Genomic DNA, 25382 nt, shown 5'->3' with positions numbered 1-25382 from the left:
GCAATTATGCCATTTCTAACCAAAAAGATGGCTAACCACATCTTCGATTTTGGCTACTCTTATTATTCTGATTTGAAAACTGGTCTTAGGGATTTTACTTTGTTTTGAGACCATGATAGAGGCGAAGCCTAATTTTTCGGCTTCCAGAATACGCTGTTCCACGCGGGTCACGGGTCGTATCTCACCTGCAAGGCCAACTTCAGCTGCAAAACAGGTGTCCTTTTCCAGGGAAATATCCTCGTTAGAAGATAGAATTGCGGCGATCACCGCAAGATCTATCGCAGGATCATCAACGGTAATTCCTCCGGTCACATTCAAAAAGACATCTTTGGCTCCAAGCCTGAAACCGGCTCTTTTTTCCAGGACCGCAAGAAGCATATTCAGTCTTTTTGCGTTATAGCCTGTGGTAGATCGCTGAGGTGTTCCATATACCGCTGTACTCACCAAAGCCTGGATTTCTATCATAAGTGGGCGCATCCCTTCTAAAGTTGAGGCTATGGCAGTTCCGCTCAGGTCTTCCTCGTTCTTGGAGATGAGTATTTCAGAAGGATTGGTCACTTCCCTTAGTCCGCTTCCCTGCATTTCGTAGATCCCTAACTCGTGAGTAGATCCAAACCTGTTCTTATGGGCTCTAAGAATCCGGTAAACATGATTGCGATCTCCTTCAAACTGAAGCACAGTATCCACCATATGCTCAAGCACTTTAGGTCCCGCGATACTCCCTTCTTTGGTGATATGACCAATCAGGAGTACCGGAGTATTACTCTCCTTAGCAAATTTTATGAGTTCGGCGGTACATTCCCTGATCTGGGAAATACTTCCCGGGGAGCTTTCAATATAATCACTGTGAAGTGTCTGGATGGAATCTATGATCACCACTTCAGGGTCTACTTCTTCCACCTGGCGGAAAATATTCTGGGTCTTGGTTTCGGTAAGGATAAAGCAATTGGCAGGATCAGGATTGATCCTTTCGGCTCTCATCTTTATCTGCTGCTGGCTTTCTTCTCCCGAAACATATAACACTCGGTATCTTAATCCCAGTGATATCTGAAGTAAAAGGGTACTTTTTCCTATTCCAGGTTCGCCTCCCAGTAATGTTAAGGAGCCGGGAACAAGGCCACCGCCCAGTACCCGGTCCAGCTCATTATTCCCGGTGTTCATCCTGTTTTGAGGTGTATTTTCTATTTCAGCGATTAGTAGCGGTTTGGAAGCCTTTTTAGCTTCTTTTTTTGCTGAAGTCTTCCAGTCTTTAGGATCGGGCTTTTCAACCAGTTCTTCAACAATCGTATTCCAGTCACCGCAGGAATTGCATTTTCCCTGCCATTTGGAATATTGTGCTCCGCATTTCTGACAATAAAAAGTGGTCTTGACCTTGGCCATATTAGATGAACAATTTTATGCTAATAACCGAAATCTTTTTTAATGGCTTCGGCTTTTTCCAGCATATAATCGGTATCCAGAAAGGCAATTTTCTTTTGTCCGTATGCATTCTGATAGATTCTCATGGCTCGCTTAGGGTTGCCGGTCTCCTCTTCATAGCGTGCCTCGAAGAAGGTTCCCAGCATGGTTCCGGGATAGTGCTCATTTGCCATTTTATAAAGAGATTTATATTCCTCCCAGTTTCGCGTCTTTTCAATGGCATTATATATGGCCATAAAATCGTTCACGCTGATCTGTCTTTCCAACCCGTACAGCTCTTCTATCGAATTGTATTTTTCGGCAAGATATTCAGAAGGAGATACAGAGGTCTGAAGCAGAATCTCGTTATAATCCTTTCGGGAAATAGGGCGATAGATTTTGAACATGCTTTCTATTGCCGACGGGATTGCTTTTCCCACTAAAGAATAGTGAGTAGCATCCTGAAAATCATCGAATTTATAATTAAGGTTCTGGTTATCTATATTTTTCAATTGATTGTCCAGTCCCATAATACCTTCTTTCAATGCAGGGATATCATCGGTTGCCGTGGCAAGATAGAACCATGTTTTGGCCTCACAAGTGCTAAGAGCATTTGTTATTCTGTTTGCCATCTCGGGTGCCAGATCTGGACTCAGATTTATATAGCCCTGGAAAACGGGATTTTCCTTCAGTAAATAGTAATTGATAAAATTCGAAGTGAAATCGTGTCCCACAATGATCCTGAAATTCGCGGTACGGTATTTCTGATCTAATTGAGCAAGAAGTTCCATCCCGATAAATTCAAAGAATTTCGCTCCTTTTTCGACAGGTAGAAAATCGTTCTCGGCATAAGCCGTATCGTCTATCCTTATTCCATCCTGGTTTATTCCAACCACGATCATTTCGGGGGTATCTTCCCAGTAAGAATAATAGTCTATAAGCCCGGCAACGGGTTCAAAAAGGTAATCACCATCAAGAACTACCACAACCGGGTATCTCTTTTCGGCGTTCTCGTCATAATTTCTAGGTAACTGAATTTTTAGTTGCCTGGTCTCTCCCAGTTTTTCTGAAGAAATACTTTCGTATTTGATCTGTGCGTAGGTCAATAAAGGCAATAAAATTGCCATTAGAGTTAATAATCGTTTCATAGGTGTAGTATTGATTCGGACCTACAATATATAATTATTTCCTATTGTTTAAAAGAGGAAGAAAAATAAAGGATAAACCTCCAAATAGCAGGACTACAGCGGTTTGTGTGGCCCAGGAGATCCATCCGAAGGCTTCGGCCCCATGCTTTTCGACCCCGAAAAACATCAATACACCGCCAACGGCCAGTGGATAAACACCAATTCCGCCATTTGTAGCTGAAACGGCGAATGAACCCACTACAAAAGCGGCCATTATGATACCAATGGGAGTATCTGTGGTCTCTGGAATACTTAGTTTTATAACGAAGAACATTATCAAATAGGCTGTCCAGATAAAAATTGTGTGGAGGATAAAGGCCCATTTCTGTCTCATCTTCAGGATGCTTTTCATACCATCCAGCAGGCCTTTAGCAAGTTCTTTGATCTTTTTGAATGGTAGCCAGTTGGATCTTCTAATTAGGTTAAGACCAAGTATCGCAATGCCTACCAGTCCAAGGAATATAAAAAATGTAAAAAGCGGATTGATATTTTGATTATGAAGATAGGCAAGAAGGTCGTTGGTTTGGAAGATAAGAGCTAGCCCTATAATAAGCATTAGTATTAGAAGATCTGCAACCCTTTCGGATATAATAGTCCCAAAACCTTTCTCGAATGGGACGTCTTCATAGGTTGTAAGGGTAACCGCCCTAAGGACCTCACCAGATCTGGGGATACCAAAATTTGCCAGGTATGCTGCCATCACAGCCATAAACCGATTGGAAAGGGATGAAGAATATCCCATTGGTTCCAGCATGTATTTCCAGCGGTAAGCCCTTGATATGTGAGAGAGTGTGCCCAGCAGGAAGGAAACCAGGATCCAGAATTTATTCGCCTCTCGTATGCTTTGCCAAAGATTTTCGCGTTCCTGAGGAGTTGAACTTTCCAGAGAATACCAGATCAAAAAAATCCCCAATAACAGGGGAATACTGATCTTTAATATCCTGGTTAGTTTTTTATTCACGAATGAATTTTACTTCAGCAAATTTGTTTCTTCGTCTGGAAATACCAGTGCCGGTTTAAAGCTTTTGGCTTCTTCTATTTCCATGATTCCGTAGGCGATGATAATAAGTATATCTCCTTTGGCAACTTTTCTGGCTGCAGCGCCATTGAGAGTTATTTCGCCAGAATTCCTTGGGCCTGGAATAACGTAGGTCTCCAGCCTTTCTCCGTTGTTGTTGTTTACGATCTGAACCTTTTCTCCTTCAATAATGTTGGCCGCTTCCATAAGGTCTTCATCTATGGTGACGCTTCCAATATAGTTTAAATCGGCACCTGTTACTTTTACCCGGTGAATTTTTGATTTTACTACGTGAACCTGCATGTTTTAATTTAGTTATCTAGGGCAATATTGTCAATTAGTCTGATATCCTCTGCATAAGCAGCGATAAAAGCCCTGTATTGACTTCCTTTTCTTTTTTCGTTTATCTTTTTCAAAGTTCGGGAATCTGCGATTTCAAAATATTCCAGTTTTAAAAACGGATGTTTTTCAAATCTCTCCTCAACCCAATTCGTTATATATTGTGCACTTTTTGTGCCAAATAAGGCTTTTACATCCTTAAGGGTTTCATATATAAAAGCCGCTTTTTCACGGTTTTGGCTACTTAGACGTTCATTTCTCGAAGACCTTGCAAGCCCCGATTCTTCCCTTAAGATAGGGCAGCCTACAATATCAACAGGCAAACCAGTCTTTTCGATTAGCTTCCTGATAATCTGTAATTGCTGAAAATCTTTTTCACCAAAAAAAGCTTTATCGGGTTTGATTATTTCGAACAGGCGTTTTACCACGGTACCCACCCCGTCAAAATGTCCGTTTCTATACTTTCCTTCCATTACCGATTCCAATCCGTCGAAATCAAAATTTTCAGAAAGGATGTTATCGCCGTAAAGTTCATTTGCCCCAGGAATAAAAACCCACAGATTCTCAAATTGGCCTTCCAGAAGCTGAAGGTCCTTTTGGGGAGTACGAGGGTATTTTTCCAGATCATCAGGATTATTAAACTGGGTAGGATTTACAAAAATACTTACCACGACCTGGTCGGTTTCTTTAACGGCATTTTCAACCAGAGAAAGATGGCCTTCGTGAAGAGCTCCCATGGTTGGGACTAAACCAATGCTCTTACCTTCAGATTTAGCATTCTGAATAGCTTTTTTAATTGCCTCTTTCTCCCTAAAAACCTGCATTTTATTATAAAATTAACAGCGTGCAAACTTAATATATCTCTGGCAATCTGCATAAAATTTTGTAATTTTGCGTGTTTTTTATTCGGAAACGCAACTAAAGCAAAGAATTTATGAAAGATAAGAGAGTATTATACGTCTCATCTGAAGTTATACCCTACTTACCTGAAACCGACATCTCATCAACCTCTTTTGAAGCTGCTAAAATGGTTAACAACCTTGGAGGCCAAATAAGGATTTTCATGCCAAGGTTTGGTAACATTAATGAAAGAAGGCATCAGCTTCATGAAGTAATAAGACTTTCAGGGATGAACCTTGTAATCAATGATCTGGATATGCCGCTTATTATAAAGGTGGCGTCTATTCCAAAGGAAAGAATGCAGGTTTATTTTATAGATAACGAAGATTATTTTAAGAGAAAAGCAACCTTGACCGATGAAGATGGGAACCTCTTTCCGGATAATGATGAACGCGCAATATTCTTTGCTAAAGGGGTAATTGAAACGGTTAAGAAGCTTAACTGGTCGCCAGATATCATTCATGTGCATGGCTGGTTATCTTCTCTTTTGCCATTGTATTTGAGAAACTACTACGGGAACGAGCCTTTATTTAAGGATTCTAAAATAGTTACCTCAGTTTACAATCAAAGTTTTGAAGGGACGTTAGATAATACGATGCATAAAAAAGTTTTGTTTGACGGGCTGGAAAATTCCAATGTAAAACATTTAAAAAGCCCTACTTTTGTCAACCTGTTAAAAACAGCTGTGGATAACTCTGATGCTGTGGTGATTGGCGGGGATAATGTGCCTGAAGATTTGAAGAAATATATAGATAAATTAAATAAACCAGTCCTTCCGTTTACCGAACCGGAAAATTTCTCCCAGGCTTATCAGGATTTTTATACAACTAAAGTATTGTCTGAATAGTAAGTAAAAGCATTAAATGAAATTAAAAAGATTGTTCCAGATAACAACCTTCCTGGTTGTTGTTTTCGCTTTTGTAGGATGTGATGAAGATTACACAGATATTGGAGGTGAGATCATAAATAATCCAACCGATGTTGAACTCAGAGAGGTAGATATAAATGCCTATTCCAGAAAGATCAATTCCATTCAAACCAATAACCTCACTAATTATTTTCTGGGAGTGAATAAAAATCCCGTGTATGGTGAAAGTACGGCGAGTATAGTTACTCAGTTAATTCTTGGGAATTCCGATCCAGATTTTGGAGAAAACGTTGAACTGGATAGTGTTGTGCTTAAGTTACCATATTATGCTTCTGAAGATGAGACTTCAAGTGATGAAGATAATATCGAATATGTATTGGATTCGGTTTATGGGGAAGGCTCTTTCAAGCTTTCTGTTTATGAAACCTCATATTTCCTGAATGATCTTGATCCGAACGCGGGTTTTGAAGAAAGACAGAAATATTATTCAGATCAGCAGTCAGAAGTAGAAGAGAATATTGTAGGAGAACCTCTATATATAAATGAAAATTTTAAACCATCTGCTGATTCGTTTGTTACTTACGAAGTAAATGCGTCTGGTGAGAATGATACGATTACCAATACTCCAGCCCTGTATGTAAAACTTCCGGTAGATTACTTCAAGCAGAAAATTATTGATAAGGAGGGTTCTGATGAACTTCTCAATAATAACAATTTTAAAAATTATCTGAGGAGTCTTTTCATCAAAGCTGAACCTAACAGTACTGAAGGGGCTCAGATTATGTTTAATCTTTCTGATGAGAATGCCCAAATCACGCTGTATTATACTCGTGATGTCGAGGAAGATGATGAGACTGTAAGGAAAAGAGCCAGTTATGATCTGAATTTTACAGGAGGAAATAAGTTTAGTACATATACGGGTGAATTTCCTGAGAGCATATTAACGGCTATAGAAGAGCAATCTTCTGTGGGATCTGAGAATTTATATTTGAAATCTCAGGAAGGAAGCATGGCTGTGATAGATCTTTTTCCGGACGAATCTGTTCTTGAGGAATTAAAGCAGAATAACTGGTTGATCAATGAAGCTAACCTGACTTTCTATGTGAATCAGGAGAAAATGAATGGAGCGGCCGAGCCAGAAAGATTATTCCTGTACGATCTGGAGAATAATACTATTCTTGTGGATTATCAGGCTGATCCCACTTTGAGTGAGAATGATCCTCTTAGCTCCAGGACAGTTTTTTCTTCAAGATTGGAAAGAGATGAAGATGAAAATGGGATTTTTTATAAGATAAGAATTACACAACATCTTGGTCGTATCTTAAGTGAGGACACAGAAAATGTAAAACTGGGACTTATAATTACGGGAAATATCAACAATTCAAACTTGTCTGCGGTTAGAGATGTTGAAGATGTTGAAAGAGTGCCCGGCTCCAGCATGTTAACGCCTTATGGCACGGTTTTGTATGGGGATGAGGCATCAAATGATGAAAAAAGACTTAAATTAAGAATTTATTACACCGACTATTAATAAGAAGGAAATATGTGTGGAATTGTTGGATATATAGGACACAGGGAAGCGTATCCCATTGTCCTGAAAGGTCTGCAGAGACTGGAGTACAGAGGTTATGATAGTGCCGGAATAGCTTTGTTTGATGGTACAGATCTTAAAATGAGTAAAACCAAGGGAAAGGTGGCCGATCTAAAGGCCCGCCTGGAAAGTGAAATTTCTACCGATGGTACTGTTGGGATTGGCCATACAAGATGGGCGACTCACGGGGAGCCTAATGATGTAAATTCTCACCCTCATTACTCAAATTCGGGAGACCTTGTGATAATACATAATGGTATTATTGAGAATTATGATGCTCTTAAAAAAGAGTTGAAAAAAAGAGGCTATACTTTCAAAAGTGATACAGATACAGAAGTTCTTGTGAATCTTATTGAAGATGTGATCAAGAAAGAAGGTGTGAAGCTGGGAAAAGCTGTTCAGATTGCACTTAACCAAACTGTAGGTGCTTATGCCATCGCTGTTTTCAATAAAACGAAACCGGATGAAATTGTAGTGGCTCGTTTAGGAAGTCCACTGGCTATTGGTGTTGGTGAAGATGAATTCTTCGTGGCTTCAGATGCATCTCCATTTATAGAGTTTACTAACAATGCTATTTATCTTGAAGATGGAGAAATGGCTGTGGTTAGGAGACATAAGAACGTAAGAGTTAGAAAAATCAAGGATGATTCACTGGTAGATCCATATATGCAAGAGCTTCAGCTGAATCTTGAACAGATCGAAAAAGGAGGTTACGAGCATTTTATGCTTAAAGAGATACATGAGCAGCCAAATGCGATTAGCGACACCTATCGCGGGAGGATGCTTGCAGATAAAGGTATCATCAGGATGGCCGGAGTAGATGATAATATGGAACGAATAGCCAATGCGAAACGTATCATTATTGTCGCTTGCGGTACCTCATGGCATGCCGGACTCGTAGCTGAGTATATATTTGAAGATATTGCCAGAATTCCTGTGGAGGTTGAATATGCCTCAGAATTCAGATACAGAAATCCTGTTATCACCGAGAATGATGTGGTGATCGCCATTTCTCAAAGTGGTGAGACTGCCGATACTATGGCTGCCATAAAACTGGCCAAGGAGAAAGGGGCGTTTGCCTTTGGTGTTTGTAACGTAGTAGGTTCTTCCATTTCAAGGGAAACTCATGCAGGAGCATATACCCACGCTGGGCCAGAGATTGGAGTGGCTTCGACAAAAGCCTTTACTACTCAGATCACTGTTTTAACACTTATGGCTTTGAAACTTGGTAAATTCAAGGGAACCATTTCTCAAAGTGATTTCCAGTTCCATCTACAGGAAATGGAAAGAATTCCGGAAAAGGTGAAAGAAGCGCTGAAGTCTGATAAGCTTATCCAGGAGGTTGCATTCAAATATAAAGACGCTCCAAACTGTCTTTATTTAGGAAGGGGTTATAATTTCCCTGTCGCTCTGGAAGGAGCACTAAAGTTAAAAGAGATCTCATATATTCATGCTGAAGGTTATCCGGCAGCAGAGATGAAGCATGGTCCTATCGCCTTGATTGATGAGCAGATGCCGGTTGTGGTTATCGCAACAAAAAAAGGACATTACGAAAAAGTAGTGAGTAACATCCAGGAGATCAAGTCTAGAAAAGGAAAGATCATCGCGGTTGTTACTAAAGGAGACGAAGAGGTTAGGGAACTTGCAGATTATGTTATCGAGGTTCCTGAAACTATAGAATCTCTTACTCCGCTATTGACTACAATTCCGCTTCAGTTGCTTTCTTACCATATAGCTGTTATGCTTGGTAAGAATGTAGATCAGCCAAGAAACCTGGCCAAATCAGTAACTGTAGAATAGAAATTATATAAACCAATTTGGAAAGCCTTCCTGAAATTTGCAGGAAGGCTTTTTTATTTTTTATTGTTCCCCTTTCTAAATTTTGATGCTTTTAAATCAGGTTTTTAGCTGAATTGCGAAACAATCAAAACTTCTCAAAATTTCAATATGTTTTTTGCCAGAAAAATTTATCTTTGCAGCCTGAAAATGACCTGTTTCTTTTTTAGGAAATTTTAAATCAGGGAAATAGGTTTTTGAGTTTTATTAAAAATTAAAGAATTAGATAAATGTCTAAAGTCACAGGTAAAGTTGCCCAGATTATTGGTCCTGTAGTTGATGTTGTGTTCGACTCAGAAAACGCTGAACTGCCAAAGATCTACGATTCTTTGGAAATTGCCAGAAAAGATGGTTCTACTTTAGTCCTTGAAGTGCAGTCGCACATTGGTGAGGATGTTGTAAGAACAATTTCGATGGATTCTACTGACGGTCTTAGCCGTGGAGTTGAGGTTCTTGCTACCGGAAACCCTATTCAAATGCCAATTGGTAAAGATATTTACGGGCGATTATTCAATGTAGTGGGGGATGCGATCGATGGATTAGGAAATCTTCCTAAAGCAGGAGAAGATGGACTTCCAATTCACCGTGAAGCACCAAAATTTGAGGATCTATCTGTGTCTACAGAAGTACTTTTTACAGGTATTAAAGTAATTGACCTTATTGAGCCTTATGCAAAAGGAGGTAAGATTGGTCTTTTCGGAGGTGCCGGAGTTGGTAAAACAGTACTTATCCAGGAATTGATTAACAACATCGCGAAAGGTCACGGTGGACTTTCTGTATTTGCAGGAGTTGGTGAACGTACTCGTGAGGGGAATGACCTTCTTAGAGAGATGTTGGAATCTGGAATTATAAAATATGGTGATGATTTCATGCACTCTATGGAAGAAGGTGGATGGGATCTTAAGAAAGTTGATAAATCGGCTATGAAGGAGTCCAAAGCTACCTTCGTATTCGGACAGATGAACGAACCTCCAGGAGCACGTGCTCGTGTGGCTCTTTCTGGTCTTACAATTGCGGAATTCTTCCGTGATGGTGCTGGAGAAGGGCAGGGGAAAGACGTTCTTTTCTTCGTAGATAACATTTTCCGTTTTACCCAGGCAGGTTCTGAGGTGTCGGCACTTCTTGGACGTATGCCTTCTGCGGTAGGTTATCAGCCAACACTTGCAACCGAAATGGGGGCGATGCAGGAGCGTATTACTTCTACAAAGAATGGGTCTATTACATCTGTACAGGCGGTTTACGTACCTGCGGATGACTTGACCGACCCTGCGCCTGCAACAACTTTCGCTCACCTTGATGCGACAACCGTACTTTCACGTAAGATCGCCGAGCTAGGTATCTATCCAGCGGTAGATCCTCTTGATTCAACTTCAAGGATTCTTACCCCGGATATCTTAGGAAAAGAACATTACGATTGTGCTCAAAGAGTAAAAGAGTTACTTCAAAGATATAAGGAACTTCAGGATATTATTGCCATCCTTGGTATGGAAGAACTTTCTGAAGAAGATAAACTTGCGGTATCGCGTGCAAGACGTGTTCAGCGTTTCCTTTCTCAGCCTTTCCACGTAGCAGAGCAGTTTACTGGTCTTAAAGGAGTGCTTGTAGATATTAAGGATACTATCAAAGGTTTCAATATGATCATGGACGGTGAATTAGATCACCTGCCAGAAGCTGCCTTCAACCTTAAAGGTACTATTGAGGAAGCTATCGAAGCCGGAGAAAAAATGCTTGCTGAATCTTAAAATAATTTAGATGTATTTAGAGATAGTAACTCCTGAAGCAGTAGTATTTAGAGCGGAAGTGGACGCGGTAAAAGTACCTGGTCACGATGGTGAATTCCAGATGCTGAACAATCACGCTCCCATCGTTTCTACCTTAACAGAAGGTGATGTTAAGATCGATCTTGCATCCGGAAGTCAGAATGAGGTGAAATTCAAGGAAAGTCCGTTTAAATCTGGTTCTGAACCTAACGTTCTTTACTACACTATAAAAGGAGGAGTTCTTGAAATGAAGGATAATAAAGCTATTATCTTAGCTGATTAACTTCAGGAATAATTATAAAATTAAAAGGCCTTTCAATTGAAAGGCCTTTTGTTTTTTATCAAACCCCACAGGTTTCCATAACCTGTGAGGTCTTTAGGTTATTTTGCTTCCAGCCAGTTTTTCCTGTTTTTGAGAGCTTTTTTTGAAGCATTCTCATCCAGACTTATTGAATAAGCAGGATCGGTTTCCAGGCTAACTTCGGTTTCTTTCTCACTTCCAAATCTTCTGAATACTACCTTGATATTTCCATCTTCATTGCTTGAAAGAACAGAATTAAAATCTTCCGCTGTGGACACCTCATTTCCGTCAACATTTATAATTATATCTCCGGAATCCAGCCCTGCTTTATAGGCTGGACCTGATTTAACCGGATTTCCTGCTATCACAAGACCATCTTCCGAAGCTCTAAGATATGCTCCGAAATAATCTTTTTTGGTGGCTTGCTCCAGCTTTATTCCCACAGCCTCAAATAATTTTTTATAATCGGGTCTTTCGCTACTGTAGATATGCTTGTCAAAGAATTCAGAAGCGAATTGGTCTCCTGCATATTCTTTTAGTGTTTTCTCGATATTTTCTACTTTATAGGCGACTTCGGTCTTCCCATATTTCTTCCACATAAGTTTCATGAAATAATCCAGATTCAGGTCCTTCTGTCTAAGCGAAAGATCAAGTGCAAGTCCCAGAACACTTCCGTAGGAATAATATGAAATAAAAGTGTTTTCGCGGTTAACCGGGTCAACCGAAGTGGCGGCATCTACAAAAGGCGCCTGGTAGCTCATTTCGATCGGGTTGAAATACTCAAGGGCCGGCGAGTTCCACACATAATTAAAGGTTCCGGAAAGCCCATTAATATACTCCTCTTCGCTTCTTACATTGGCCCTGCAAAGAATAAGCCCGGTATAATAGCTGGTGAAGCCTTCAGCAAACCATAGAGAACCGGTCATGTTGGCTTCTGCAAAATTAAAAGGTTCCAGTTCATCAGGGCGTATCCTTTCTACATTCCAGGCATGGAAGAACTCATGGGCCACCGTTCCGATATTTCCTTCCATTCCACCTTCACTTAGAGATCGCGAGCTGGTTAAGATCGTGCTGTTTCTATGCTCCATCCCGTCACCAGATGCGTTGGGTATATAACAGGCAAGAAAGGTGTATTTCCCGTAATCAAACTCCGGGAGCTCACCGTACACTTTTTTTTCCTGTTTAACGATGCGTTGTACCTTATCGAAATACTCAGCGAATTCTTCTTCTGTGCCGGTGTGGTGAAGAACAAACCTGATCTTTTGATCATCCAGGTCAAATTCTTTCATATCAAAATCGCTAATCTCGGTAGGGCTATCCATAAAATAATAGAGATCGGGTGCCGAATATGTAGTACCCGATTCTTCCTTTAGTTGGGTGGCTACTTTCCAGTTTAGATCTTCCCTTACATCAAAATTCACAGAGATCGGCCGATGCTCAAAATTTTCGGCATACATAAAGGTTGCGGGGATATTGAGGTGCGCATGGGTTTCATCAATTTGGGAATAGGTGCCGTCACCGCGATTGGCAAAAAGAATATATTCAATATTTACCGTCCCGTCATGATCGCTAAGCTTCCATGAATAAGGATCTGGCCTTTCAACTTTAATTGGCTCTCCCTTGCTGTTGGTAGCTTTAAAACCATAGACGTTCTTCGCGAATTCGTGTAAGGCATAACGGCCGGGAGATGTACGACTCATCCTAACGATTATGGAATTTGGTTTTATATCGGGGAAGCTAATACTGACCTTAGCTTCGTGATGAGCAGCATTTTCAAATGATATTTTGTAGGTGTTGGTTTGGGCATTTCCCATCAAGCTAAGAAGAAGTAAAGCCAGAAAAATAGTTCGCATATTATTGATTTGAGATTTTTTCTAAAGTTAAAATTTTATCTGATTGGATGTGAGATCTTGCTCAGGCTTTATATTCCAGTATATCTCCGGGCTGGCAATCAAGGGCTTTACATATTGCTTCCAGCGTGGAAAATCGAATAGCCTTGGCTTTTCCGGTTTTTAGAATGGAAAGGTTAGCAGTCGTAATGCCAATAATTTCAGCAAGTTCGTTGCTTTTCATATTTCTTTCTTCAAGAATTCTGTCAAGATTTATGATTATCGCCATACTATTACTATATAGTAAGTTGATTTTCTTCCATAAGATTGTTTCCTTCCTTGAAAACTTCGGCGAGTATAAAAGCGAGTAATGCCGTAAATAATACATTCATTGAAACAGAAACAGAACTTTTTGTATAGTCCCCAAATTCCCAGTAACTAAAAAGTGATAATCCTGCAATGAATAAACAGTAATAGCCAATTCTTCGAAAGGCATGTACATTGGTTTGATGAAAGGTTTCTAGTTCTTTTACCGATTTAAGCACTTTTCCGAATTGATTTAGTGAAAGATAGATTAGAATCAGGATGGCCGTAAACTTAAAATAAGAATAATAGAGTGATCCAATTTTCCAATTTGTAATTTTCAATTTATCGAAATCTACCGGTTTTTTTCCTACAGTGGATTCTCTTTCAAAACGAACGGTAGAATCATTGCCGGGTTTTTCTATATTCCATTCTTTATAAGAGCTTCTGTCTAATTGAAAATGAAAAAAGAATAATGTGATTGCAATTATTGAAATGGCAATTATCATTTTAAAAAAATTACAACACAGATTGGCAATTTTCAAAAGCGAATTTTTATTCATTTGTGGCTTTTATTATCGTTTATCAATAACAAATATAATCAAATTATTGAAAAACGATAATTTATGTATTTTTTAAATGGAAGGAATTTCTTCAGTTATATGTTTATGCAAAAAATGTCTGCTTATATTCCTGAAATTTTTGAGTTAGAGAAATAAGAGCTATGAATGACGAAGTGTTTTTCTAATCCGAAATCTTCAATAATAACTATTATATTTGCGGGAAACAGATTTTAATAAGTATGCTTACCGCAATTCTTACAGGTTTTTTGTTTTCTATTCTTCTCGTTTTCGTGGGAAGATTATTTAAAGGTAAGCTGTCAATTCTGGCTTCTTTAGTTCCGTTAGGCCTTTTTATTTACTTTTTTCAGTTCATTATTCCGGTTTCAAACGGTGAGATCATAATGCGATCATATGAGTGGATTCCTTCGTTTGGAGTAGACCTGGGATTTAAGCTGGATGGCCTTTCTTTATTATTTTCCCTTCTGATTACTGGAATAGGATTTCTGGTGTTTTTCTATACCTCTTCCTATTTAAAAGGGCATGAATATCTGGACAGGTTTTATGGGTATCTGGCGTCTTTCATGGGTGCAATGCTCGGGCTTGTACTTTCAGATAACATGATAACATTATTCGTGTTCTGGGAGTTAACGAGTATAACTTCATTCTTTCTCATCGGGTTTAACAATACTAGTGAGGCTTCGCGGAAGTCGGCATTAACTGCCCTGGGAATTACTGGGATTGGAGGTTTGTTACTACTGGCGGGAGCACTTCTGCTTAATAATATTACTGGGACCTATAGCATCTCTGAAATGCTCACGATGAGCGAAGCTATCAGGTCAAATGAATTTTACATAATAGCCGTCCTGCTTATTTTTGGGGCTGCTTTTACTAAATCGGCACAATTTCCGTTTCATTTCTGGTTACCTGGAGCGATGAAAGCTCCTACCCCGGTTTCTACATATCTGCATTCTGCAACTATGGTAAAGGCCGGTGTTTATTTGCTGATGAGATTCACCCCAGTTTTGGGAGGGGAGAATTTCTGGAATACTACACTGATCATAGTTGGTGGAATAACAATGTTGTATTCGGCCATTCATACCATATTCAGAACCGATCTTAAGGGTATCCTGGCCTATTCTACTATTTCTGCCCTTGGGATACTCGTTTTCTTAACCGGTCTTGGTACCCAGGAGGCATTTCTTGCTGCAGCGGTCTTTATAATAGTGCATGCGCTCTATAAAGCTACTTTGTTCCTTGTTACGGGAATTATAGATCACCAGGCACACACCAGGGATGTCACTAAGCTGGCCGGGCTTAATAAAATTATGTTGCCTGTAGGTGTTGCCGGTATTTTGGCGGCCATTTCCAGTGCAGGTATTCCTCCCACCATTGGTTTTGTTGGAAAGGAACTTACCTATGAAGCATCATTCCATTCGGAAACCTTGGTTGTCTTACTGATGATCGCCATTGTGCTGACCAAGATTTTTCTTCTATATGCCGGTTTTGTGGCGGGTATCAAGCCTTTTACAGGTAAATTACCTGAAGAGCATTCCAACGTGAAAATGCCGGGATTTGTTTTATGGGGACCACCTTTATTATTGGCCATTCTTGGGCTCGTATTTGGGATAGCGCCATTTATTATAGACTCTCCAATAATAAAACCAGTAGTAGAAGCTATGGGTGCCGATGCCAGTGAAGTGCATCTCGCGCTGTGGCATGGTTTCAATATGGTGTTTATTTTAAGTCTCATCACTATTGGAGTGGGTACGGCACTGTATTTTTTCGTAAAACCTTCAAATAAACTTGTAGCGGTTGCTGAAAAATTTGAATCTATATCCCCGGAATCCATCTTGATAAAATTCAACAGGATCTTTATCGGGATTTCTAATTTCTGGACAGACTTTTTTCAAAACGGTTACTTGCGGAATTATATATCGATTATCATCCTTTTCCTGGTGGTATTGGTGGGCTATATCATGGTAGGAAACACAAGTTTTGTAATAGATTACCATTCCTTGTCCAAGATCACCATTTATGAGATCACAGCTACTCTTGTCTTGATTGCAGGGATATTTTACACGGTATTTACTCAGTCCAGACTGGCAGCGGTAGTGGCCATGGGTGTGGTTGGTCTGGCTATCTGTTTGATATTTGTATTCTATAGTGCTCCAGATTTGGCGATGACCCAGTTCTCTATAGATACCTTGACGGTGATCCTTTTTGTACTTGTGCTATATAAATTGCCAAAATATTTAAGGCTATCTGATTATAAGACCAGATTAAGGGATGGTATATTATCGGCAATCTTTGGCCTGCTTATAGCCACACTGGCCTTACAGGTGATAGCCGAGCCGGTGAATAAGGATATAGGAAACTTTTATGCGCAGAATGCCTACCTTGAAGCACATGGTAAGAATGTGGTAAACGTGATCCTTGTGGATTTCAGGGGAGCTGATACACTTATCGAGATTTCGGTTCTTTCTATTGCGGCCGTTGGTGTTTTCGGGCTTATGAAGTTAAGATTGAAAATGGCCGATAGAAAAAGATATCAGGATAGATAGAAATAAAAAGAAATTATGCGGACAACTATAATATTAAAGACAGCTTCGAACTACCTTTTGCCGGTATTGTTGCTGTTTTCCATATTTATTCTGCTTCGCGGGCATTATCTTCCGGGAGGAGGTTTTGTGGGTGGTTTGATAGCCTCTATCGCCTTTATACTCCATTCTTTCGCTAATGGGTTAAAAAGGACAAAAGAACTATTAATTATGCACCCGGGATATCTAATTCCACTAGGGCTTGCCATCTCATTTTCAAGTGGACTGGCTCCGGTTGCATTATTTGATCTACCTTTTCTAACGGGGCTATGGTCGCATGAACCGGTTGCCATACTCGGAAGTATTGGTTCTGCCCTCTTTTTCGATATTGGGGTATATCTGGTGGTAGTGGGAGTCACATTGACAATAATTTTTACAATCTCAGAATCGGCCTGATATGGAGATACTTTTAGCAATAATGATTGGTGTTTTGTATGCTTCAGGCATATATATGATGCTGCGTCGTAGTTTGGTAAAGCTCATTATCGGGATCATATTACTTGGTAACGGAGCGAATCTTCTCATATTTTTTCTTGGGAGGATTACTAAAGGAGCTCCACCTATTATTCCGGCAGACGGGAAGGTATTCTCTGAGGCCTTTGCTGATCCTGTTCCGCAGGCGCTTATTTTAACGGCAATTGTAATAAGTTTTGGTCTGCAGTCTTTCGCCATTGTTCTGGTAAAAAGAGCACATACAGTGGTAAGGACCGATGACCTTGATGAAATGAACGCAACCGACGAAGATTCATGACACAACAACTAATTCTATATCCCCTTTTTCTACAGATAGCCATTGGTATCATTTTACTGTTTGCCTGGTCCAGGATTAGGTTTCAGAAAGTATTTAGCATCTTTGGCAGTATCCTGAGTGTTATACTGGCGGGATGGTTGTTCTATTATATCTGGAACTTTGGTACCCAAACTGTTCAGGCTGGAGACTGGCCTGCGCCTTTTGGAATTACTTTCGTAGCAGATACACTTTCTGCTACTCTTGTGCTTTTAACAGCTATTGCCGGGCTCGCGGTTTCTATATTTTCTGCAGGTTCGGTGCTTAGAGACAGGTTAAGGTTCGGGTATTTTCCTATTTTCCATTTTCTTTTACTTGGATTAAATGGAGCCTTTCTAACGGGTGACATTTTCAACCTCTATGTTTGGTTTGAGATTATTATAATTAGCTCCTTCGTATTGATAACCATCGGGGGAGAAAAAGCACAACTTGAAGGTGCGGTAAAATATTTTACACTCAATATTCTCGCCTCAATGATCTTCCTTACAGCAATTGCTGTATTATATGGTCTTACAGGAAGCCTGAATATGGCCGATCTGGCTGGAAAGATAGCGGCTATTGAAAATCGTGGCCTGGTACAGATCACAGGCATCCTCTTTCTTATCGGCTTTGGAATTAAAGCAGGTGTGTTCCCGCTTTATTTCTGGTTACCTGCTTCGTATCATACACCGCCTTTTGCTGTTTCAGCCATCTTTGGAGGTCTGCTTACCAAAGTGGGTGTATATGCGCTCTTAAGAGTGTTTACACTGATTTTTACCGGTGATGCATTGCTAGATAACATTTTGATGGTTATAGCTATCCTTACATTAGTGAGTGGTGGTATAGGTGCATTGGTTCAGAATAATATGAGAAAGGTTTTCTCTTATCTTATTATATGTCATATTGGATACATGATAGCCGGATTGGGGATGTTTACCGAAATAGCCATTGCAGGAGCTATCTTTTACCTTATACACGATATAATTGTAAAGACAAACCTGTTTATGTTGAGCGGGGTGATATACCGTATAAAGGGAACTAACAGTATGAGAGATCTTGGAGGGATATATGCAAAGTGGCCAAAGATCAGTTTACTTTTATTTATTCCATTGTTCTCCCTTGTGGGGATCCCGCCGCTTTCAGGCTTCTGGCCCAAGATCAATTTGATCAAGGCAGGATTTAGCGGAGGTTCTTATATAACTGTAGCAGCCATTATCTTTGCAAGTTTTATTACATTGGTGATTATCGCAAGATTATGGTCGGAGGTATTCTGGAAAGAAGGGAAGGAACTACCATTTAGAAGCAATTTCGGATATTTCAGTAAAATGAAGAACTACAAGAGGTTGCAATTTATTGTGCCTGTGACCCTTCTTAGTATAGTATCTTTGTATATTGGGTTTGGTGCCGAGCATATTCAGGAACTTTCTGCAAGGATAGCTGATGAACTTGTGAATAATCAGGGGTATATAGATACCGTTTTAAATATGAAGAAATAAGAAGGAATGAAGAATAAGTTTCTTTCAAACATATTACTAACCTTTGTTTGGGTGGCTCTAACGGGAGATTTTTCATTCGAAAATTACCTGTTCGGATTCTTCCTGAATTTTCATATTCTCTGGCTGATTACTGTTGGTAGGGGACGCAGTAAGTATTTCCTTATCGTTCCAAAGATCATTTTGCTTTTATTGTTCTTTTTATATGAACTTATAAAAGCTAATCTGCAGGTGGCCTATGAGGTTATCACTCCCAGGTTGAATATGACTCCTGGGATAATTATGGTTCCTCTGGACGTAAAATCGGATATTGCAATTACGGTCCTGGCAAATATGATCTCACTTACGCCGGGGACCTTAAGTATAGATGTTTCCAATGATAAAAAGGTACTGTTCGTACATGCCATGTACATAAAAGACAGGGAGAAATTCATCAGGGGCATTAAAGAAGGTTTTGAACGCAGAATTTTGGAGGTATTTTCATGACGTTATTTGACTATTTACATTATGTTATTCTGCCAGTACTGGTAATTGCGGCGGTACTTATCTTTTGGCGTTTTATCAAAGGTCCAAGTATTGCTGATAAGGTTATCGCATTGGATCTACTAATTACTACAGGGATAGGTATAATTGCCGTATATAGCATTATATACAATCATTCCACATTAATGGATACGGCCCTTATCCTTGCGCTTATCGCGTTTCTGAGTACGGTGGCACTTTCATATTACCTGGAAAAAAGAAGAAGAAAATGATCATAGATATTATAATAGGAGCTTTGGCCACATTTGGAGCCCTTTTCGTGCTCTTTGCTGCGATAGGGCTTATAAGAATGCCAGATACCTATCTAAGGATCTCGGTTACCACTAAGGCCGCTACCCTTGGGGTTGGACTGGTGTTGATGGCTACTACTGTTTATTTTAGTAATGCCGATGTGACCTCACAGGCTTTTGTGATCATTTTATTCATTTTTCTGACCGCCCCTGTAAGTGCCCATTTAATTGGAAGAGCTTCTTATTTTATAGGAATAAAACTATGGGATAAATCTGTGATGGATGATCTGCGTGGGAAATATCAGAAGAATACTCATGTTCTTAAAAGTATCGTGGACGATACTCCCGAAGATAATATCGATCACACGAGAAATGAGACTAATGAAGAAGATTTCCATTAATCTATTTTGCCTTCTTTTTTCTTTTTCTTGATCATTTTATGTTCTACATAACCGAAGACCAGGTTAATGATCAGGATTACTCCACATACGATCGCGAGTTCTTTATAAAGTCCGTATCCTGCCAGGCATCCGGAAGCTGCGCTACACCAAACGGTTGCTGCAGTTGTTAGGCCTTTTACCTGTTTTCCTTTTTGTAGAATAGTACCGGCTCCTATAAAGCCTATACCCACTACAACCTGGCCGAGTACACGAGTAATATCAACATATTTATCTCCTTCAAAATTCAGGGACATTAAAATGAAGACACAGGCTCCCAGGGCCACCAGTGCATTGGTTTTTAAACCGGCCTGTTTACCCTGTGTTTCTCGTTCTAGTCCTATTATAAGTCCGGCCGCGGCAGCGAGCCCTACTCTCAGGGCAAATATTGTCCAGTCCATAGATTGTCTTGCTGATTGTTTATTTTTGTGTAATGAAAAAGCTTCCTTTAAAATTAGAGAAAAGACTCCAGAAAAGGAAAGATGAAAACTCTTTTCGCCAACTATCTTCCGAAACTTTTGGAGTGGATCTTTTCTCTAATGACTATTTAGGCTTTGCCAGATCAGAAAAAATATTTGAGAATACCGTGAGAATATTGGATGCTTCCAAGCTTCTTAATGGCTCCACAGGATCCAGGTTGCTTTCAGGAAATCATCCACTATTTAAAAAGGCAGAAAATATGCTTGCCAGTTTTCATAATTCTCAGTCTGCACTGATTTTTAATTCCGGTTATGATGCTAATGTTGGATTCTTTTCTGCGGTTCCTCAAAAGAACGATATAATTTTCTATGATGAATTTTCACATGCATCCATCCGTGACGGACTAAAAATGAGCCTGGCTCGAAACGTGAAATTCGGGCATAATGATCTGGAAGGTCTCCGGAAAAAGCTTCAGAAGTTTTCAAAAGAGGAGGATTCAGAAATTTATGTTGTGACCGAATCGGTATTCTCCATGGATGGAGATTCACCAGACCTTGAAGCACTTGTGGGAATGGCAGATGAATTTAATTTTAATCTGATCGTGGACGAAGCTCATGCTACGGGTGTACTTGGTAAAAAAGGAGAAGGCCTGCTTCAGGAATTAGGTTTGGAGCGTGAGATATTTGCACGGATACATACTTTTGGAAAGGCTATGGGCTGTCATGGAGCGGTGATTCTAGGAAGCAGGCAGCTGATGGATTATCTTATAAATTTTTCCAGGAGCTTTATCTATACTACAGCTTTATCTCCACATTCAATTGCTTCAATATTTGCTACTTATCGTTTTTTAGAAAATGACCGGTCTGAACTAAATATTCTCAGGGAGAATATTCAGTATTTCAGATCAGAGATCAAAAAGAATGCACTTGAAGACTCATTCGTTGAAAGCGAATCAGCTATTCAGAGTTGCATAATTCCTGGGAATTCTGAAGTGAAAGAGATAGCTGCCGGATTGCATGGAAAGGGCTTTAATGTAAAAGCGATATTGTCGCCTACCGTTCCTCAGGGTAAGGAAAGACTGAGATTTTGTATTCATAGCTACAATTCTACCCAGGAAATTTCGGAGGTCTTAAAACTCCTGGCTAATTTTGTGGCAAAATCCTGAAAATGGCGAGAAAATATTTTATCACGGGAATTGGGACTGAAGTTGGAAAAACCATAGTTTCGGCAATCGTGACCGAAGCTTTAAAGGCAGATTACTGGAAGCCGGTGCAGGCGGGTGATCTGGATAATTCCGATACTCACAAGCTTCGCCGACTGGTGAAGAACAGTGAGACCGTTTTTCATGATAATGCCTATGCCCTGAATACTCCCATGAGTCCACATGCGGCGGCCGAGATTGATGGGGTGAAAATAAAGGTGAAGGATATAAAACCGCCGGAAACGAAAAGAGACCTGGTGGTCGAAGGTGCCGGCGGCTTGCTGGTACCACTGAATGAAAAGGAGACCATAATAGATCTCATTGCTAAGGATCATGTTGTGGTCCTGGTTTCAAGACATTACCTTGGGAGTATAAATCATACCCTGCTGAGCATTGAAGCTCTTAAAAGCCGGGGAATTGATAAAATAGGAATCATTTTTAGTGGCGAAGAGAATCCTTCAACAGAAGATGTGATCAGAAAAATTGGTAAGGTTGAAGTTATTGGAAGGATCGACGAAGAACCTTATTTTGATGAAATGGTGGTGAGTGAATACGCCGAAAAATTCAGAAAGAAATTATGCGAGATATAAGAACGGTGGGGGAAAACCTAGCAGACAGAGATAAAAAACATCTTTGGCATCCATTAACACAGCATAAGATTTCTCCCCATATGCTGCCAATCAAAAGCGCTAAGGGGAGTATACTGATTGATGAGGAGGGTAAGGAATACATCGATGCGATCTCTTCATGGTACACCGCGGTTTACGGTCATTGCAACAGCTATATTACCGATAGGGTTGCAAAGCAGATGCAGAATCTGGATCAGGTGGTCTTTAGTGGCTTTACTCATAAGCCTGCCATAGAGCTTTCTGAGGCCTTAATAAAAATATTGCCAGAAGGACAGCAAAAGCTTTTCTTCAATGATAACGGATCTACAGCTACAGAGATCGGGATTAAAATGGCCCTGCAGTACCATCATAATTCAGGCAATGACCGCCAGGTAATGCTGGCATTTGAGGAAGGTTTTCATGGCGATACCTTTGGAGCGATGTCGGTTTCAGGTTTATCTGTCTATAATGGAGCCTTTGAAGATCATTTTACAAGGGTTGAAAGGCTTCCGGTTCCAAATGGTAAGAATAATGACGAAGTTATTTCGATACTAAAAGACCTTATTTCAAAACATAATATTGCCGGATTTATTTATGAACCTCTTGTCCAGGGAGCGGCAGCCATGAAATTTCATGATGCCGGAGGTTTGAATGAGATCCTGAAGGTCTGCAGGCGTAATGATATCATCCTGGTGGCAGATGAGGTGATGACGGGATTTGGAAAGACTGGAAAATATTTTGCGTCAGATTATATTGAACAAAAGCCCGATGTGATCTGCATGTCGAAGGCACTTACAGCAGGCCTGCTTCCTATGGGACTTACTTCGTGCAGCCAGAAGATCTATGATGCCTTTTATTCTGATGATATAGCGAAAGGGCTTTTTCATGGCCATACGTATACCGCCAATCCGCTCGCTTGTTCAGCTGCACTTGCCGCGGTAGAATTACTTGTTTCTGATGAAATTCAGGAAAATATTCACCGGATATCCAATGCCAATAAGGAATTTGCAAAAAAGCTTAGCTCTAAAGCGAAGGTTAAAAACGCACGATCAAAGGGCGTGATCATGGCATTTGAGCTGGATGTGAAGATGGAAAGATATGGTAATCTAAGGAACGAGATCTTTAAATTCTTTATGGATAACGGCGTATTCCTTCGGCCTCTTGGGAGTACTATTTACATAGTGCCACCATATACCATTTCAGAAGCAGAGCTTAAAAAAGTTTATTCGGTGATAGAGGGTTCATTGTTAGCATTTTAAAAACTTGCTGATAAGTTAATATTTTTAATTTTCGGATTCGATTTTTATCTAATTTAGATAGGTTAATCTGAAAATTATGATGCATCCTGATACGCGGTTAGAATGGATAGATGAGGAGAAGGGGTTTGGGGTCGTTGCTACCAAATTGCTCCCGAAAGGAACTATTACATGGGTGCAGGATGAACTTGATCTTGTGTTTCCACCAGATAAGCCGGAGGAATTAAAACCTCTTACCCGGGAACTCCTTGAAAAATACAGTTTTCGCAATCAAAAGGGAGAGCATATTCTTTGCTGGGATATCGCGAAATATGTGAATCATAGCTTCAGATCGAACTGTCTTTCCACTGCATATAATTTTGAAGTTGCCATAAGGGATATCAAGGCTGGTGAAGAACTCACCGATGATTATGGTTATCTAAACCTGTCAGAATCTTTTACACCTCGAGATGAAGGGGTGGAGCGTAAGGTTGTTCACCCCGATGATATTCTGAAATGCTATAAGGACTGGGATAAGGTTCTGGAAGACCTCTTTCCGCTTATAGAAGACCGGGTTCAACCCTTGTTTGAATTGCTTTCTGATGAAGTAAAGCAAGAAATTAAGGCTGTGGTTAGTGGTAGGAAGAGAATGCTTTCAACGAAAAACCTTTATTGTAAACCTGAAAAAAGCAGAATTTAATAGCTCAAATTTAGTCAGTAGGTATTTGAGCCGTATTTTAGCGGAAAAACTGAAGCTTTTGAAAAATCCTGTTTCCATAACTTCAATAGGTACTATTTCTCCTTTAGGAAGTTCTCCTTCCGAGGTGTGGAATAATTACAGATCAGATAAGCATTTCTTTAAGGAGGCCAACTTTGACGGAAGTCCCGGCCTGGGAGCTTTTTTGCCTGAATATCTCCAGGAAGAGGTAGAAAAATTAAGAGGTGAAAATACCAGGTACAGGTATCTGGACAGGTCTGTTTTATATGCAATCCTGGCGGCAAGAAAAGCGGTTAAAAATTCCGGTATTTCGGAAAGCGCCGGAATTAATATAGGAAGTAGCCGTGGAGCTACCGAGCTCTTTGAGAAATATCATTCAGAATATATAAATACAGGGAAGACTTCCACCTATACCTCGCCATCTACTACGTTGGGTAATATTTCTTCCTGGGTAGCTCAGGATCTTCAGATAAATGGTCCGGAGTTTTCGCATAGTGTTACCTGCTCAACTGGTATGCATTCTATTCTGAATGCAATTGCGTGGATAAGAAGCGGGATGGCAGATAGTTTTATCGCCGGTGGTAGTGAAGCTCCACTCACAGGTTTTACACTGGCCCAGATGAAGGCGATGAAGATCTTTGCAATGGAGAATCACGATTACCCCTGCCGCTCTCTGGATATGGATAAAACCAAAAATTCGATGATACTTGGTGAGGGTGCGGGTGTTATTTCCCTGAAGAATGGCATAGAAGACGATTCAGTGACTTTTATCAAAGGGATTGGATTTGCGAATGAAAAACTTAAACACGGGGCTTCTTTATCGAAAAAAGGGAAATGCCTACAGAAATCCATGAAAATGGCACTGGGTGATATGAAACCGGAAGAGGTGGACGCGGTGGTAATGCATGCCCCGGGTACCATAGGTGGGGACTTGGCCGAGGTGAATGCATTAAAAGAAGTATTTGGCAAAACACTTCCGGCCATGACCAGCAATAAATGGAAAACCGGCCACAGTTTTGCGGCATCGGGGATATTCAGCCTGGAAATGGCAGTGATGATGCTTGAACATCAGGAGTTTTTAAATGTTCCATTTTCAGGATTTCAGCAGCGACCAGAGAAGCTTGAAAATATCCTTGTGAATTCGGTAGGATTTGGCGGAAATGCCGTTTCTATCATGGTGGGAAAATATTGTTAGCTTTACCGTTTATAAATCTTCAGAAAGCTATCCTTAATAAACCTTA

The 25382-nt window shown here is 40.2% G+C and carries 26 protein-coding genes; 17 read left to right on the top strand and 9 right to left on the bottom strand.

Going from position 1 to position 25382, the window contains the following annotated elements:
* Positions 1-15: 15 nt before the first annotated feature.
* Genes radA through panC form a run of 5 tightly spaced genes read right to left on the bottom strand, consistent with a single transcriptional unit; the run spans position 16 to position 4766 of the window.
* Positions 16-1380, bottom strand: coding sequence for a DNA repair protein RadA (gene radA, locus NE848_RS16310; RefSeq protein WP_252115668.1), 1365 nt, complete (start codon positions 1378-1380; stop codon positions 16-18).
* Between the two features lie 20 nt (positions 1381-1400).
* Positions 1401-2546 carry an alpha/beta hydrolase gene (locus NE848_RS16305; protein ID WP_252115667.1) on the bottom strand — a complete coding sequence of 382 codons (1146 nt, stop codon included), beginning with the start codon at positions 2544-2546 and terminating at the stop codon, positions 1401-1403.
* A gap of 34 nt (positions 2547-2580) precedes the next feature.
* Entirely contained in the window at positions 2581-3546 is a 966-nt protein-coding gene (locus tag NE848_RS16300; RefSeq protein WP_252115666.1) for a lysylphosphatidylglycerol synthase transmembrane domain-containing protein, read from the bottom strand.
* A gap of 9 nt (positions 3547-3555) precedes the next feature.
* The gene (gene panD / locus NE848_RS16295; protein WP_252115665.1) at positions 3556-3906 is read right to left on the bottom strand and encodes an aspartate 1-decarboxylase; all 351 of its coding nucleotides are present in this window, start codon (positions 3904-3906) and stop codon (positions 3556-3558) included.
* A gap of 8 nt (positions 3907-3914) precedes the next feature.
* Positions 3915-4766: a pantoate--beta-alanine ligase gene (panC, locus tag NE848_RS16290; RefSeq protein WP_252115664.1), complete on the bottom strand. Its 852-nt coding sequence runs from the start codon at positions 4764-4766 to the stop codon at positions 3915-3917.
* Positions 4767-4876: 110 nt separating this feature from the next.
* Between panC and NE848_RS16285 the strand changes: the two genes are divergently transcribed.
* The 5 genes from NE848_RS16285 (at position 4877) to NE848_RS16265 (ending at position 11180) form a co-directional block, all read left to right on the top strand.
* Positions 4877-5689, top strand: a complete 813-nt coding sequence (locus NE848_RS16285; protein WP_252115663.1) for a glycogen/starch synthase — start codon at positions 4877-4879, stop codon at positions 5687-5689.
* 16 nt (positions 5690-5705) lie between these two features.
* On the top strand, positions 5706-7241 hold the full coding sequence (bamH, locus tag NE848_RS16280; RefSeq protein ID WP_252115662.1) for a BamH family beta-barrel-assembly machinery protein: 1536 nt from the start codon (positions 5706-5708) through the stop codon (positions 7239-7241).
* Between the two features lie 12 nt (positions 7242-7253).
* Complete coding sequence (gene glmS, locus NE848_RS16275; protein WP_252115661.1) at positions 7254-9101, top strand: glutamine--fructose-6-phosphate transaminase (isomerizing); 1848 nt, start codon at positions 7254-7256, stop codon at positions 9099-9101.
* 266 nt (positions 9102-9367) lie between these two features.
* Complete coding sequence (gene atpD / locus NE848_RS16270) at positions 9368-10879, top strand: F0F1 ATP synthase subunit beta (protein ID WP_252115660.1); 1512 nt, start codon at positions 9368-9370, stop codon at positions 10877-10879.
* 10 nt (positions 10880-10889) lie between these two features.
* Entirely contained in the window at positions 10890-11180 is a 291-nt protein-coding gene (locus NE848_RS16265; RefSeq protein ID WP_252115659.1) for a F0F1 ATP synthase subunit delta/epsilon, read from the top strand.
* 98 nt (positions 11181-11278) lie between these two features.
* Here the strand turns inward: NE848_RS16265 and NE848_RS16260 are convergent, their stop codons facing one another.
* The 3 genes from NE848_RS16260 to NE848_RS16250 form a co-directional block, all read right to left on the bottom strand.
* Positions 11279-13051: a M61 family metallopeptidase gene (locus tag NE848_RS16260; RefSeq protein WP_252115658.1), complete on the bottom strand. Its 1773-nt coding sequence runs from the start codon at positions 13049-13051 to the stop codon at positions 11279-11281.
* Between the two features lie 61 nt (positions 13052-13112).
* Positions 13113-13316: a helix-turn-helix domain-containing protein gene (locus NE848_RS16255; RefSeq protein ID WP_252115657.1), complete on the bottom strand. Its 204-nt coding sequence runs from the start codon at positions 13314-13316 to the stop codon at positions 13113-13115.
* 7 nt (positions 13317-13323) lie between these two features.
* Complete coding sequence (locus NE848_RS16250; RefSeq protein WP_252115656.1) at positions 13324-13839, bottom strand: DUF2975 domain-containing protein; 516 nt, start codon at positions 13837-13839, stop codon at positions 13324-13326.
* Between the two features lie 293 nt (positions 13840-14132).
* Between NE848_RS16250 and NE848_RS16245 the strand changes: the two genes are divergently transcribed.
* Genes NE848_RS16245 through mnhG form a run of 7 tightly spaced genes read left to right on the top strand, consistent with a single transcriptional unit; the run spans position 14133 to position 19923 of the window.
* Entirely contained in the window at positions 14133-16454 is a 2322-nt protein-coding gene (locus NE848_RS16245) for a putative monovalent cation/H+ antiporter subunit A (RefSeq protein ID WP_252115655.1), read from the top strand.
* Between the two features lie 15 nt (positions 16455-16469).
* Complete coding sequence (locus NE848_RS16240; RefSeq protein WP_252115654.1) at positions 16470-16886, top strand: Na+/H+ antiporter subunit B; 417 nt, start codon at positions 16470-16472, stop codon at positions 16884-16886.
* A 1-nt stretch (position 16887) separates the two neighbouring features.
* A complete protein-coding gene (locus NE848_RS16235; protein ID WP_252115653.1) occupies positions 16888-17241 on the top strand; it encodes a Na+/H+ antiporter subunit C in 354 nt (117 codons plus the stop codon).
* Positions 17238-18752 (top strand): proton-conducting transporter transmembrane domain-containing protein, encoded by a 1515-nt coding sequence (locus NE848_RS16230; RefSeq protein ID WP_252115652.1) that lies wholly within the window; start codon positions 17238-17240, stop codon positions 18750-18752. Before NE848_RS16235 ends, NE848_RS16230 begins: the two co-directional genes overlap by 4 nt.
* 6 nt (positions 18753-18758) lie before the next feature.
* A complete protein-coding gene (locus NE848_RS16225) occupies positions 18759-19235 on the top strand; it encodes a Na+/H+ antiporter subunit E (RefSeq protein WP_252115651.1) in 477 nt (158 codons plus the stop codon).
* Entirely contained in the window at positions 19232-19504 is a 273-nt protein-coding gene (locus tag NE848_RS16220) for a cation:proton antiporter (protein ID WP_252115650.1), read from the top strand. The genes NE848_RS16225 and NE848_RS16220 overlap by 4 nt, the downstream gene beginning before the upstream one ends.
* The gene (gene mnhG, locus NE848_RS16215) at positions 19501-19923 is read left to right on the top strand and encodes a monovalent cation/H(+) antiporter subunit G (RefSeq protein WP_279344234.1); all 423 of its coding nucleotides are present in this window, start codon (positions 19501-19503) and stop codon (positions 19921-19923) included. The genes NE848_RS16220 and mnhG overlap by 4 nt, the downstream gene beginning before the upstream one ends.
* On the opposite strand, the gene NE848_RS16210 is transcribed toward mnhG, so the two are convergent.
* Positions 19920-20360, bottom strand: coding sequence for an MgtC/SapB family protein (locus NE848_RS16210; RefSeq protein ID WP_252115649.1), 441 nt, complete (start codon positions 20358-20360; stop codon positions 19920-19922). The two genes, mnhG and NE848_RS16210, sit on opposite strands and share 4 nt — an antisense overlap.
* Positions 20361-20392: 32 nt before the next feature.
* On the opposite strand from NE848_RS16210, the gene NE848_RS16205 reads away from it, so the two are divergent.
* From NE848_RS16205 to NE848_RS16185, 5 genes are all read left to right on the top strand, one after another.
* Positions 20393-21544 carry an aminotransferase class I/II-fold pyridoxal phosphate-dependent enzyme gene (locus tag NE848_RS16205; protein ID WP_252115648.1) on the top strand — a complete coding sequence of 384 codons (1152 nt, stop codon included), beginning with the start codon at positions 20393-20395 and terminating at the stop codon, positions 21542-21544.
* Positions 21545-21546: 2 nt separating this feature from the next.
* Entirely contained in the window at positions 21547-22170 is a 624-nt protein-coding gene (gene bioD, locus NE848_RS16200; protein WP_252115646.1) for a dethiobiotin synthase, read from the top strand.
* The gene (gene bioA, locus NE848_RS16195) at positions 22158-23447 is read left to right on the top strand and encodes an adenosylmethionine--8-amino-7-oxononanoate transaminase (protein WP_252115644.1); all 1290 of its coding nucleotides are present in this window, start codon (positions 22158-22160) and stop codon (positions 23445-23447) included. Before bioD ends, bioA begins: the two co-directional genes overlap by 13 nt.
* Before the next feature lie 76 nt (positions 23448-23523).
* Positions 23524-24123 (top strand): SET domain-containing protein, encoded by a 600-nt coding sequence (locus NE848_RS16190; RefSeq protein WP_252115642.1) that lies wholly within the window; start codon positions 23524-23526, stop codon positions 24121-24123.
* Positions 24124-24181: 58 nt separating this feature from the next.
* The gene (locus NE848_RS16185) at positions 24182-25336 is read left to right on the top strand and encodes a beta-ketoacyl synthase N-terminal-like domain-containing protein (RefSeq protein ID WP_252115640.1); all 1155 of its coding nucleotides are present in this window, start codon (positions 24182-24184) and stop codon (positions 25334-25336) included.
* The last annotated feature ends 46 nt before the right edge of the window (positions 25337-25382 follow it).

It is taken from the genome of Gramella jeungdoensis (assembly GCF_023805255.1).
GTDB lineage: Bacteria > Bacteroidota > Bacteroidia > Flavobacteriales > Flavobacteriaceae > Christiangramia > Christiangramia jeungdoensis.
The sequence above is the reverse complement of the archived record's forward strand: the minus strand, read 5'-3'. Positions and strand labels throughout refer to the sequence as shown.